This is a genomic window from Candidatus Uabimicrobium amorphum, assembly GCF_009002475.1.
In the GTDB taxonomy this organism is placed as follows: domain Bacteria; phylum Planctomycetota; class Uabimicrobiia; order Uabimicrobiales; family Uabimicrobiaceae; genus Uabimicrobium; species Uabimicrobium amorphum.
Genome location: NZ_AP019860.1, coordinates 1,720,199 through 1,733,408, shown reverse-complemented (window position 1 = coordinate 1,733,408; position 13,210 = coordinate 1,720,199). Strand labels below are relative to the sequence as shown.

Genomic DNA, 13,210 nt, shown 5'->3' with positions numbered 1-13,210 from the left:
TAAATGAATAAGCAATTTAAAGCTTATTTCATGGCAAAATTTTCTTGCATACAACTTGTATAAATTTACAATGAAGTACATGCCTTCAATATGCAGCTTTTTGTAGTTTGGTATTTAGTACATTGTCAGCTAAATAACTACATGGTTAATTCAACAAACACCACTTCAAACTAAGTGCATTTCTCTCAAAATTTATTTTTTGCAATTGTGTAGAGATTATCTAGTGGACATTCAGGAGAAATAATGTCTAAGGAACACGACATTTATATTGGACAGTTTGCTGTTTCTATTGGAATAATTAGCGCACAACAATTATCGGTCTGCCTGAAACTTCAAGCCCAATACCATCAAAATGGCGAATACTACTCCCTTTTAGATATTTTACGGCACAAAAATTTTATTTCGCAGTCGCAAATTCATATTTTGCAAAAAACCACAACTGGTGAAGGAAATCAAACGCTAAGCGCAAACCAAGTGCCGTTAAAAATTGCCAATCGTTATCAGGTTCTTCAAGAACTAGGACGTGGTGGAATGGGAATAGTTTATCGCGCACAAGATGAAGTTTTCGAGCGTGAGGTCGCCATCAAAATTTTACGTAATTTTGATGGAAATCATAAAATGTCGGCGCGTTTTTTACGCGAAGCCAAAGCCATGGCAAAACTCAAACATCCTAATATTGTGGAAATATATGATATTGGGATGGAGAAAGATTTTCACTATTTTACGATGGAATACGTAAAAGGAAAAAATTTACGCACCCTAATGCAAAGCAAAAAAATAAGTGTGCGTGAGGCAGCTAAAATCACAATAAAAATTTTAAATGCCTTACAACATGCACACAGCAATGGCATCATTCATCGCGATATTAAACCCGACAATATCATGATAAGCGATAAAAATGTCAAAGTTATGGATTTCGGTTTGGCAAAAATGGTTGAGGAAAAAGTTCGCATTTCACAAACAGGCAACGCTGTGGGAACTGTTCACTATATGTCTCCAGAGCAAATGCTTGCCCAGAGATCAAAAATTAGTTATACCACAGATATCTATTCTACAGGGGTAACACTCTACGAAATCCTAACAGGACGTACACCGTTTGTCGCAAAATCATTTGCCGAAGCGGTAAAAAAAATCAATCGTCCTTTCACAACGCCTCATGAAATAAAAACGAAAATCCCGCGTCAATTAAGTGCCATATGCATGAAGGCTCTGCAAAAAAAAATCTCCAAACGTTACCAAAGCGCAGAAATGTTTCTCGAAGATCTACAAAATTTTGTACAGAGTAAACAAAATGTGCATGCTGTTAGACATTCGTCGCGTACATTACCGATTTTCGGTGTAATCATTTTGTGCGCGATTTGCCTACTTACCTTACCACTTCTTTCCAATAAAAATAAAAGCGAGACTGTACGCAAAGTTGCGCCGCAAAAAAAAACACCTACGATCTTATACCGTGGAAATTTAAGACGTACAGGTTTTTATAATACCAAACCCTTAACAAACGTCTCACAAATAAGATGGAGTTTACCTACCAAAAAGCGCATAAAAAGTTCTCCAGTTGTCAGTGACAACATCGTGTATTTTGCAGGATATACCCATAAAGTTTATGCACTTGGGGTACAAAGTGGGAAAACTATCTGGGAATTTACGGCAAACGATTTGATCTATTCTAGCCCTGCCATTTATGATAACGTGCTCTACATAGGTAGCCATGATGGTTACATGTACGCCCTAGAGAAAAAAAATGGCACATTAATTTGGAAGTTTCGTGCACAAGACAGTATTTTGTCCTCACCTGCCTTCAATGAAGGCATGGTGTATTTTGCTTCTCACGATCATAAAATTTATGCGGTGAATGCTAGGACTGGTAAGGAAGTTTGGTCCCACAAAACTGGTGATAAGATTCTTTCTTCCCCGGCGATTTTTGATAAAACATTGTTTATTGGCTGCAATGATGGTTTCCTATATGCTATTAAAGCAAATTCGGGGGAATTGCGGTGGCGATTTGCAACAAATGGTGTCATCAAATCTGTCCCGGCCATAGATGACAATGCTGTTTACTTTGGTAGTTTTGATCACCATGTTTACGCAGTAAGCCACAAAGGTGAACTTTTATGGCGTTTTAAAACGGGGGCTGAGATTCACTCTTCGGCAGCAATTAAAGAATTGATTTATGTAGGAAGTAATGACGGTTATTTTTATGCCTTAGATAAAAATACTGGAAAACTAAAGTGGAGAAATGCCACAAAATCTCCCGTGGTTATGTCACCGTGTATCTTTAACAATGTGTTATATTATAGTTCTCTGGATGGTTTTCTATACTGTGCCTATCGTCGCGATGGCAGAATTTTGTGGCGACAAAAACTCAATTGTACATTCTCGAGCCCTACTATTGGACATAACACGTTATTTTGTGGTGGTATTGATGGTACAATTTATGCCGTAGATTAGGAATGATAATATGAGAAATAGGTTTAGTTACAATCGCGTTTTTATTCCGGAATTTTTTTCGACGGTTGTGATTTCAATCGTAGTAACACTGCTCACTGGATTTTGGTTCTCGAAAACTGTACATCAGATAGATAGTATCCACAAAACGCCCTCTATTGTGCTCTACACAATCCTCATCATATTCGCATTGTATATCTCTATTTATTTTCGCAGCAAGTATTCTTACTTTGTTGTGGATAGCAAAGGCTTGGAACGCAAAGGTTCTTGGTATAGCGTTCCGTTCGTTGGCTTTGATCAAGTTCGCACTGTTCGCGAAAGTCGTGGTGAATTTTTCGGAAAAGAGTCGCGATTTTTGTATATTGAACTAAAAAACAACGAGATTATTCGAATTTATGACTACATTTTTGGTTACGATGAGTTGTATGCGATGATTGAAAAAGGCATCGGGCAAAAAATTTCAGAAGATGCTTTTCTGACTCACGGACACATTCACAATTTTGCAAATGAAAACTACGCAAATCTTTCACAAAAACTCAAGGCACAAAGTAAAAAACGCGACAAAGTCTTTGGAGACCCCAGCAATTTCTATGATAAGATTGTGGAGCTTGGACGTCGAATATTGTGCTTGTTGCCAGTATGTGCCACCGATTTCTATTTGAAAATAATGATTGATACCGTGTTTGGAAAAAATAAAGACGTGCCAACGGTTTTGTCTTTCTATTCGAGTTTCATTTCACTACTCATTTCCATTATGGTCGCACGCTATGTGTATTTTAATCTTTTTTCATACGAAAAAGGCTTTCGTTATCATTTCAAGGTGAAGAAACATTTATGAAAACATATTTTATAACACATGATACTTGTGTTAAACACAGTGCAGGGGCTGGTCATCCTGAAAATGGCCAACGTTTACAAGCTATCTTTGATGCTTTGGCAGAGAAAAATATTGCCTTGGAAAAGCGCATAGCCGAGAAAGTGTCCGTAGATTATCTTCCACTGGTACATACAAGTGCTCATATCGAAAAAGTACTTGCGGCGCATGGCAAAAAAACGATGTTTGACGCCGACACGCATACCAATGAGCACAGTGTTGATGCTGCTCTCTATGCCGCAGGGGCCGGAGTCGAGGCGGTAGATTTGGTATTGCAAGAACCAGGTTCAACGGCTTTTTGTGCGGTAAGACCTCCTGGACACCACGCCGAAAGTAATCGTGTTATGGGTTTTTGTCTACTCAATAGTGTGGCAATAGCGGCTGCGTATGCAATAAAATATAAAGGATTGCAACGCGTTTTGATTTTTGATCCTGATGTACACCATGGAAATGGCACGCAGGAGATATTCTACCATCGTGGAGATGTTTTTTATGCCTCTATACATCAATTTCCACACTATCCAGGGACGGGCCGCTATGAGGAAAAGGGTGTAGGCGATGGTGTGGGAAAAAATGCCAACTATCCGCTGCGTTGTGGCGAGGGAGATGAAACATATATATATTTGGCACAACATGCAATAGTTGATATAATAAAAGAATATAAACCGCAACTAATATTATTTTCGGCAGGATTTGATGCACACGAGCTAGATCCTTTAGGGGGAATGCAAGTCACATGTCAGGGATTTTGTGCGATGTATTCTGTTATTATGCGCCACGCACTTGCGGAAAAAATACCTTTTGTGTATACCTTAGAAGGTGGTTACTCCCTGAATGCGCTGAGTTCTAGTATTCATTTACTATTAGAAACAATCACCACAGAAAGTTGGCCTCAAGTTTCTCGCGTAATACCGCCAGAGTATGTAAAGAAACTACTACACCAATAAAAGCTATCGAAAATATATTTTCGATAGCTTTCATGCGTTTAAAATCATCGTAGACATCACAACGACGCGTTTTTTGGGTGGGTCGGAACGATTTATTTAGGATTATAGTTATGAGATTGATACTCGCTCTTTTTTTAGCTACTCTTCTATCTATACAGGCAGAAGATTATATGACTCTTCATGTTGATGCAACAGATTTAACCAGAGGTCTTTTGACTTCAGAAATGGAAATCCATACAAGTGATACCGAAATCGTGATGTGGTATCCCAAATGGATTCCTGGTATACATGGACCACGTAATCCAGTGGAAAATCTTGGTGGAGTATACTTTTATTCTGAGAAAGGCGAAAAATTAAAATGGCATCGCAACTCACATGAACCATTTCGCTTCATTTGTAAGTTGGACCAAGATACCAAAAAAGTGCGCATAAAGCTGCGTTACATCTGCAATCAGCCGAATGGAAATTCGACAGGGGTTGACAGTTATGGGAACTCGCAAATGGGTGTTATCAACTGGAACACAGTATTGTTGTACCCCGCTTGGAAAAACAATCAGATTAAAGTTCGTACGAAACTTACTTTGCCTAAAGGTTGGAAATACGCGAGTGCTCTGCAAACGAAGTCCCAGGAAAAGCAAACGATTACTTTTAAGACAACGACGCTAGAGGAACTTATCGATTGTCCTCTTATTTGCGGTCAATATTTTCGTACCGTTGATTTAAAAGTAAATAATTTTCCACCGCATTATTTACATCTTGTTGCCGAATCAAGTAGCGATTTGAATATACCCGAAAAGCTCATCCAAAAATACCGTCGCTGTGTACAACAAGCACAAAAAATATTTTTTAAGCCGCATTTTCGCGAGTATCATTTTCTGGTCTTTATGAGCAATCGTCTGCCATCTATGGGTTTAGAACACTTGTCTTCGAGTCTTAATGGCATCGGTGAAAAAGATTTTTTTAACGCCTGGAGTCTTAAGGGGTGGGTAGGAAGTCTCTTGCCTCATGAGTATGTACATTCGTGGTGTGGCAAATATCGTCGCCCGATTGGCATGCATACACCTGATTATCATAGTAATAAAGATACGCGCCTTTTATGGATATATGAAGGGTTAACTACATATCTTGGTGAGGTACTGGCTGTACGTAGTGGTTTCTTAACCCCCGAGGAGTACATACCGCGTTTTACACGTAAACTCAATTATTTAATGAAACAAACAGGTCGTAGTTGGCGTCCCCTTGAAGATACATGCGTCTGCACCTATACCTTACGCCAACGAAGTAAAAATTGGGGGGTATGGCGCCGCGGACAAGACTACTACGATGAAGGTTTACTGTTGTGGTTGGAGATCGACACCATGATTCGCCATCGTAGTTTTGGTGAAAAGTCTTTGGATGATTTTTGCATACAGTTTTTCGGCAAAGGAAACTCTGGTCAAGCATTGGCATTCGACTTATTAGAGGTCTACCAAATTTTGGATAACATCGTTCAGTACGATTGGAAAAATTTTATTGAAGGGCGTATCAAGGAACCTAAAGACAAACTACCCCTCAACCTAGTTAACCTGTGCGGATATCGCATGATTTACACCAACAAAGCGTCTCGATATCTCCAAGAGTTACAGAGACGACGCAAGTACATAGATGCATCAGATTCTTTGGGAATACTATTTAGTTATGATGGACAAATACGCAAGATAATACCAGGAATGGTTGGTGATCAATCGGGAATTGCACCAGGGATGCAAGTGACAGGTATCAATGGCCAAAAGTTCACTGTTTCTAATTTGGAAAATGCCATTGCCAATAGTATCGTGACAGGTAAAATAGAACTGCTCGTTTTTGAGCGCTACACATACAAAATTTTAACCCTAAAGTACGATGGTGGAGCGAAGTATTTACATTTAGAGCGTGTACCTAACTCTCCAGATATGCTAACGAAAATTCTCAGACCAGTAAAATAGGGGAAAATTTTGAAAGTTACTTTTTTAGGGACAGGTACTTCTCAGGGAGTACCTGTTCCCATGTGCGATTGTAAGGTTTGCCGTTCTACGGATCACCGAGATCAAAGATTACGTTGTTCTGTTTATATCGAATACCAGGGGAAAGATATTATTATTGATACAGGCCCCGATTTTCGCCAACAGTTATTACGTGAAAAAATTATGCACATAGACGGTATTCTTTTTACGCATAGCCATCACGACCACATTGCAGGTCTTGACGACGTACGCTGTTTTAATTTTAAATATAAAAAACCGATAGGCATTTATACCTCGGCGGCAGTCGAACAAAGGTTACGCGAAGTTTTCTCTTACATCTTTTCGGAAGTTCAATACCCCGGAGCACCACAGGTGTACATAACTAGAATAAAAGACAAAGTTTTTTCCGTCAAAGGTGTGGAGATTACACCTCTCCAAGTATTACATGGAAAATTACCCATATTTGGTTTTCGCATAGGAGATTTCACCTATCTTACCGATACAAGTTTTATTCCCGAAAGCGAAAACGAAAAAATCCAAGGCTCTAAGGTTATTGTTCTCGATGCACTGCGTCAAACTCCTCATCCCACACACCTTCATTTGGATGCGGCGATAGATATCATCAAAAAATTTCAGCCACAAAAGGCGTACTTTATTCATATGAGTCATCAAATGGGATTGCATGACGAAATCGAGAAGTTACTCCCCGAGAATATGCACCTAGCATATGACGGTCTTAAGATAGAGGTGTAAGAATTATGATTGTTATTATTGATGGCTATAATTTGCTGTTTCATGATTCTTGGCCATATCACGAAGGTGCACTCGAAGATCGGCGTAAAAAATTAATAGATTTGGTGGTATCGTTTAAACAAAAAAAGCGTATTGCGCGGGTAATTGTCGTTTTTGATGGTTGTGCAGGTATTGGACCATATAAGAAGCAGACGTCGCAACAAGGGATTGAAATTATTTACGCGATTTGTCAGGGAAAAGCAGATGAAAAAATCATTTCTCTATCGAAGCATCTTAACAATGTGATGGTTGTTACTGCTGATCGACGTATCATTAAGTACACAAAAAGAAATCGCAGCAGCATAACTTCCCCACAAAGTTTTACACAAGAGCTCTTAAAAACGCAGCGTAGAACCACACCAAAGCAAATGAGTCTACCAACGAATGATGTTGACGAGTGGTTGGAAGAATTTGGACTCGACGATGAAGTCGAAATACCTAAAAATTTTGATGAAAAACTACCACAAGTTCCCGAGTATACAGAAGAGCAAACTCAAGAAGAGGACGATGCTTTACTCGATGAAGAATCTGTAGAAGACTGGATGAAATGGTTTCGTTTTAAAGAGGGTGATTATGAGTGATATAAACAAGTTATTAGATATGTTCAACAATAAAGCTCCCATTGCACAGTTATTTGGAATGAAACTGTCCTTTGACGAGAACAATAATGCAAAAGTACACTTGCCGTACAATCCTAATTTGGACCATGCATTGGGATTAGTGCATGGTGGGATATACGCCACAATGTTGGATAACGCCGGATGGTTTACTGTGGCAGCTCATAGCGAAACCAATAACTTTTGGATTGCCACTAGCGAAATGTCCATTCACTTCTTACTCCCCGCGAAACAAACCTCTCTCCTGGCAACAGGCAAAATTATTAAATATGGAAAACGCCAAAGTATTGCCGAAATGTCTTTGTTTGACGGAAATGACAATCTTGTAGGTCATTCTACCGGAACTTTTATACAACTGTCTAATGTATCGATGTAAAGAAAGGTGCGGTAGTGGAAAGAATCAAGCCATGTCTCTACGACGAAAGAAAAAATTTAAAATTCGAGTTGGAGTTTGATCGCGATAACAAAATAGGTCGAGGAACATCGCCTAGGGCGAAAAATATAACAATTAGCTTGATCAATGAAAGTGTCTCCAGTAACCATGCCACCATTCTGTGCCGCAAAGGAAACTGGATTTTTTGCGATGAGAGCACCCATGGTTCACAAGTGAATGGAAAAATAGTACACAACAACACTGTGCCTATTCGTCACAAAGACATCATTCAAGTTGGTGAGTATAGTTTTGTATTTTTTGATGAGGATGCGATATCAAGTATTGGTGGCACTCAAGAATTTTCGGTTAAAGGAGTTAATTTGGGAAACTCAACAATTGAGCAAGCCATGCACCATTTGACAAATTCCGCCGTGGAAAGAGCGACACACCACTACGACCAATGGCAACAAGATCGCCGCCCTGAGGTTGTCGTCATTGCCTTTGCGTGTATGATATTGTTTATGGTACTTTTTATCGGTATATTTTTTAACTTCTTTTTCCAGTTGTAGTACTGTATGTCGATCTAGACTTAAAATTTTATATCAATTCTAATCCCGTTCCGAAAATAAAGAATATGGCCTGTTCTGCTGGATATGTAATTTTCTTCATTGTTAGGTTATCGTGAATACCTTTTATTATAAAGAATTGCATTTGCAGCACTTTTCGAAATCGGAATCGGAAGTCATTTTTAGCTGATTTAACTCGATTATTTTGATTATTTTTCTAAATGTCTGATGCTCGGCGTTTTCCTTGGCTTCGTTTCCGAGTCTGGCACTCATCTTACCGAACGCATTCCTTGGCTTTGTTTCTGAGTCTGGCACTCATTTTACCAAACTAAATATGGTGCCAACATCTTTTCTTATCTGGTTGTTCTCCCAAACATTAAAAATTACTTACGTAAAAATGAATACAAAACGAAGATAACGCTCTATAATAATAAATAAAACGAAAAGCTATAACTGATATGAAAGGAACTATATGCGAATCATCATCTTTTTTTTACTTTTTTCTACACATATTTTAGCAAGTCAACTGTATAGTAAAGGCATGGCCCATTTTTTTTACACATATGGAAGCCATTGTTATTCTCAAAAAAATTATTCTGAAGCTATTCAAAATTATTCTGCTGCTCTTAAATTTGCTCCCAACCATTGCTGGACCTTACATCGCTTAGGAAATTGCTATCTTGTGACTAAAAAATACGAAAAAGCAAAAAACTTTTACCTACAAGCTACAAATACCGATAACCCACCTTTATTTAGCTATTATAATTTAGGATGTATTTACGCACTACAAAATGATAAAAAAAATGCTTTAATCTATTTAGAAAAGACTATCCAGAAAGGATACACTAAACTCGAAAAATTAGAAGTTGACAGTGATTGGAGTTCTATTCGAACAGAAAATAAATATCAGCAAATTATCCAAGACGCAAAAAAAATAAAAACGCAACACTCTTTGATCGAAGAATACCAAAATTCAGGGTATCAAAACAAGATGCGCATATTACAAGAAAGTATATCCAAAAATTTTCCCAAAAAACTGGATCTAGCCATTTTAACTCTTAATGAAACTTACGAAGGATATCGTGTTGCAAGCATTGCTCTCCTCAGTTCCCTATCTCCTAAAGAGTCCTCAGAGTATTTAATCGTTGCTTTATTTGATGCGAACGGATATGTCAAAAAAGCGGCCGCTAATGCTATAGTGAAAAGTGCCATTAATGTACAACAACAATTAATCTCTATTTTACAAAAGCCGAATTCTCCCGCAACACCCTATGTCATACAAATCTTAGGGCATATTAACAGTACAAATTCAATAGACATCCTCATTCCATACCTGAAAGACGAAGACCCATTTATTTGTATTTCCACTGTAGATAGTTTAGTAAGATTAAAAGCTATTTCTGCTATACCTGTTTTAGAACAGATCTCTCAGCAAATGAAAAATGCAAAAACTCCACAGAAAGAGTTTTATCAAATCAAAATACAGCATGCTATCTCTTACTTGCAAAAGCTGAAGCACAAATAGAGATTGTCAATATAGCCAAATTTTTTACTGTTGTGACGAAAGATATTAGTTTTACAGGTGAGTTTTACAGGTGCCAGACTCTGTTTACAGGTGGGGTTTTACAGGTGCCAGACTCTTTTGCAGTTAAGGTTTACAGGTGCCAGACTCTTTTGCGGGTAAGGTTTGCAGGTGTCAGGCTCAGCGAAAGAAAAAAACGAAGACATTATTACAGGTACCAGACTTGACGAAAGAAAACGTTATTACAGGTACCAGACTTGACGAAAGAAAACGATAAGCCTAAATAAAAAAATGACTTACGGCATAGTATTGTTTCAAAAGTGTTCAGTTTCGATGATCACTCGAGGCTCATTTTGTCGGGTGTATTTGTAAAATAACAAGAAAAAATGATATTATTTTACAAAGGAGAACAAATGCGCCCAATTCGACTTTCGATGATAAATGGTTTGTTTCATATTACAACGCGTTGTGATAACAAGAACTTCTATTTCCAAGAAGATGAAGATTTTACAGAGTATCTAAAGGTGTTAGAAAAAGCACGAGAAAAATATGGTTTTAAACTACATGCCTATTGCTTAACCCGTAACCACGTCCACTTACTACTTTCGACTCCTACAGAAGATAATTTATCAACCTTAATGCAGTATATCAATGGGCAATACGCGAAAAACTACAATCGTCGGCACAAAAGAACAGGGCATTTTTGGGGTGAGCGCTTTTATTCAACGATTATTGAGTCAGAAACTCAGCTATTGAATAGCATTTTTTATATTGAGTTGAACATGACTAGAAATGGTGTAACCAAACATCCAAAAGATTGGAAATGGAGTAGTTATAACCAACACTCTGGATGCAAAGGGCCCATCAAAATTGACTACCATGAAGTCTACTTGAGATTGAGCAGCACGGCACAAGATCGGCAGAAGAAGTATACTTCCATGATGGAAGAAAAAATGGTGCAAAAAGGTCTACTCTCCAGACAACCACAGGTAACTTATGGACTCATATTTGGCTCAGAGTCGTTTGTCAAAGAAGTCATCATAAAATGTTCATCTCATAAATATTACAAAAATCGTAAAACTTATAGCATTGATCAAGAAACATATTGTTTGAGGAAATTCAAAACTTGACTTTAGTGCCTGAAGATTTTAGCACCAAAAATCTGTCCACGTTTAAAAAATGAGCTTCTTACAATCTTGTTTGAACGCAGTTTTAAAATTTATTGTTGTTGAATCCAATATTTGAAAAATTTATTACATGAATGTTGATACTCGGAGTTTTTGCCTATTCTTATTTAAACGAGTCAGGCACTTACACAAATTAACAGACCTACGACAACCTCAGCGACAACCTCAGTCTGACACGTAACCGAATTTTATCCGAAACGACAACCCGAGTTTGGCACTTAACACGTAACCGAATTTTATCCGAAACGACAACCCGAGTTTGGCACTTAACACGTAACCGAATTTTATCCGAAACGACAACCCGAGTTTGGCACTTAACACGTAACCGAATTTTATCCGAAACGACAACCCGAGTTTGGCACTTAACTATGTACCCGAGTCTGGCACTTACCTGAGTTAACACACCCTATGTACCTAAAATTTTATTTCGCAGTTTGGTAGCATTTTATGTACCCGAGTCTGGCACTTACCCGAGTCTGGCACTTACCCGAGTTAACATTATGTACCCGAGTCTGGCACTTACCCGAGTTAACACAACCTATGTCTTACCCGAGTTAACATTATGTACCCGAGTCTGGCACTTACCCGAGTTAACACAACCTATGTACCTAAAATTTTATTTCGCAGTTTGGTAGCATTTTATGTACCCGAGTCTGGCACTTACCCGAGTTAACACAACCTATGTACCTAAAATTTTATTTCGCAGTTTGGTAGCATTTTTTCCATTTGGCGTTTTAATTTTTTCATTTGACGTTTTATTTTTTTTAAGTGATTTTGGTTGTGGTGCAAATCGATATAAGTAATATTTTGTAGTTGTCCTATTTCTTTTGGAATTTCTGTTATCTCATTAGAAAATAAGTAGAGATGAGTAAGATTTTGAAGATTCCCTATTTCCTTTGGGATTTTTGTGATCTTGTTGTCCTGTAAATAGATAAGAGTAAGATTTTGAAGTTTTCCTATTTCTTTTGAGATCTCTGTTACCTTATTATTGCCTAAATAGAGGTTCGTAAGATTTTGAAGTTGGAATATCTCCTCTGGAATCTTCTTTATGTGGTTGCTAGCTAAAGAGAGGACAGTAAGGTTTTGAAGTTTGCCTATCTCTTTTGGAATCTTCGTGATCTGGTTGTTACCCAAATCGAGCCCAATAAGATTTTGAAGTTTTCCTATCTCTTTTGGGATTTTTGTCAGCCAGTTAAGGTATAAAGAGAGGCTCGTAAGATTTTTGAGTTTTCCTATCTCTTTTGGGATTTCCGTCAGCCAGTTACGGTACAAAGAGAGGCTCGTAAGATTTTGAAGTTGCAATATCTCCTTTGGAATCTCTGTTAGTTGATTAGAAGATATACAAAGATTCGTAAGATTTTGAAGTTTTCCTATCTCTTGCGGAATTTTTGTTATGTGATTGTTACTCAGATCTAGCTCAATAAGATTTTGTAATTTACCTATCTCTTTTGGAATCTTCGTTATGTGGTTATTACCCAGATCTAGCTCAATAAGGTTTTGCAGTTTGCCTATCTCTTTTGGAATCTTTGTTATGTGGTTGTTCCTCAGGTGTAATCCCGTAAGATTTTGAAGTTGGAATATCTCTTTTGGTATCTCTGTTAATTTTTTCCCGTGTAGTAGAAGCCAAAATTGGTTAGAAAATCCACAATTTTTAAAGGCGCAATTTTCTATTTTGTCAAAACGTATGCTAGATCTGAAACTACAGTCTATAAAATGGCAATTTTTAGCAGAATAATTTACTTCTTCGTCCACATAGAAAGCACAGCAGACATAAGTAGTATTTTCCTCTATATCTTGTAGTGATTTGTTTTGTATTGTTTTCACTTATAATCCTTGCTTTCTCTTGCTCCATAAAAACTTGACCATTAACACCCTACTCAGTACAAACCTTATTTCCTTCAA

General features: G+C 37.8%; 11 protein-coding genes. 10 read left to right on the top strand and 1 reads right to left on the bottom strand.

The genetic code is table 11. From position 1 onward, the window contains the following. Positions 1-243: 243 nt before the first annotated feature. From UABAM_RS06110 to UABAM_RS06065, 10 genes are all read left to right on the top strand, one after another. Complete coding sequence (locus UABAM_RS06110) at positions 244-2,451, top strand: beta-alanine-activating enzyme beta-propeller domain-containing protein (RefSeq protein WP_151967118.1); 2,208 nt, start codon at positions 244-246, stop codon at positions 2,449-2,451. Positions 2,452-2,461: 10 nt separating this feature from the next. After that, positions 2,462-3,286, top strand: coding sequence for a hypothetical protein (locus tag UABAM_RS06105; RefSeq protein WP_151967117.1), 825 nt, complete (start codon positions 2,462-2,464; stop codon positions 3,284-3,286). Continuing rightward, entirely contained in the window at positions 3,283-4,269 is a 987-nt protein-coding gene (locus UABAM_RS06100) for a histone deacetylase family protein (protein WP_151967116.1), read from the top strand. Before UABAM_RS06105 ends, UABAM_RS06100 begins: the two co-directional genes overlap by 4 nt. A gap of 110 nt (positions 4,270-4,379) precedes the next feature. After that, a complete protein-coding gene (locus tag UABAM_RS06095) occupies positions 4,380-6,233 on the top strand; it encodes a M61 family metallopeptidase (protein ID WP_151967115.1) in 1,854 nt (617 codons plus the stop codon). Between the two features lie 9 nt (positions 6,234-6,242). Next, entirely contained in the window at positions 6,243-7,004 is a 762-nt protein-coding gene (locus UABAM_RS06090; protein ID WP_151967114.1) for an MBL fold metallo-hydrolase, read from the top strand. A 5-nt stretch (positions 7,005-7,009) separates the two neighbouring features. Then, positions 7,010-7,624 (top strand): NYN domain-containing protein, encoded by a 615-nt coding sequence (locus tag UABAM_RS06085; protein ID WP_151967113.1) that lies wholly within the window; start codon positions 7,010-7,012, stop codon positions 7,622-7,624. After that, entirely contained in the window at positions 7,617-8,036 is a 420-nt protein-coding gene (locus tag UABAM_RS06080; protein WP_151967112.1) for a PaaI family thioesterase, read from the top strand. Before UABAM_RS06085 ends, UABAM_RS06080 begins: the two co-directional genes overlap by 8 nt. Positions 8,037-8,050: 14 nt before the next feature. Then, positions 8,051-8,602 carry an FHA domain-containing protein gene (locus UABAM_RS06075; protein WP_173013161.1) on the top strand — a complete coding sequence of 184 codons (552 nt, stop codon included), beginning with the start codon at positions 8,051-8,053 and terminating at the stop codon, positions 8,600-8,602. A gap of 469 nt (positions 8,603-9,071) precedes the next feature. Further along, positions 9,072-10,124 (top strand): HEAT repeat domain-containing protein, encoded by a 1,053-nt coding sequence (locus UABAM_RS06070; RefSeq protein ID WP_151967110.1) that lies wholly within the window; start codon positions 9,072-9,074, stop codon positions 10,122-10,124. 410 nt (positions 10,125-10,534) lie between these two features. Continuing rightward, complete coding sequence (locus tag UABAM_RS06065; RefSeq protein WP_173013160.1) at positions 10,535-11,251, top strand: REP-associated tyrosine transposase; 717 nt, start codon at positions 10,535-10,537, stop codon at positions 11,249-11,251. Positions 11,252-11,995: 744 nt separating this feature from the next. Here the strand turns inward: UABAM_RS06065 and UABAM_RS06060 are convergent. Next, positions 11,996-13,132, bottom strand: coding sequence for a leucine-rich repeat domain-containing protein (locus tag UABAM_RS06060; RefSeq protein ID WP_151967108.1), 1,137 nt, complete (start codon positions 13,130-13,132; stop codon positions 11,996-11,998). Positions 13,133-13,210 lie beyond the last annotated feature (78 nt).

Coding starts and splice junctions, on each gene's coding strand:
- UABAM_RS06110 (WP_151967118.1), top strand. CDS start 244: ATGTCTAAGGAACACGACATTTATATTGGACAGTTTGCTGTTTCTATT.
- UABAM_RS06105 (WP_151967117.1), top strand. CDS start 2,462: ATGAGAAATAGGTTTAGTTACAATCGCGTTTTTATTCCGGAATTTTTT.
- UABAM_RS06100 (WP_151967116.1), top strand. CDS start 3,283: ATGAAAACATATTTTATAACACATGATACTTGTGTTAAACACAGTGCA.
- UABAM_RS06095 (WP_151967115.1), top strand. CDS start 4,380: ATGAGATTGATACTCGCTCTTTTTTTAGCTACTCTTCTATCTATACAG.
- UABAM_RS06085 (WP_151967113.1), top strand. CDS start 7,010: ATGATTGTTATTATTGATGGCTATAATTTGCTGTTTCATGATTCTTGG.
- UABAM_RS06080 (WP_151967112.1), top strand. CDS start 7,617: ATGAGTGATATAAACAAGTTATTAGATATGTTCAACAATAAAGCTCCC.
- UABAM_RS06070 (WP_151967110.1), top strand. CDS start 9,072: ATGCGAATCATCATCTTTTTTTTACTTTTTTCTACACATATTTTAGCA.
- UABAM_RS06065 (WP_173013160.1), top strand. CDS start 10,535: ATGCGCCCAATTCGACTTTCGATGATAAATGGTTTGTTTCATATTACA.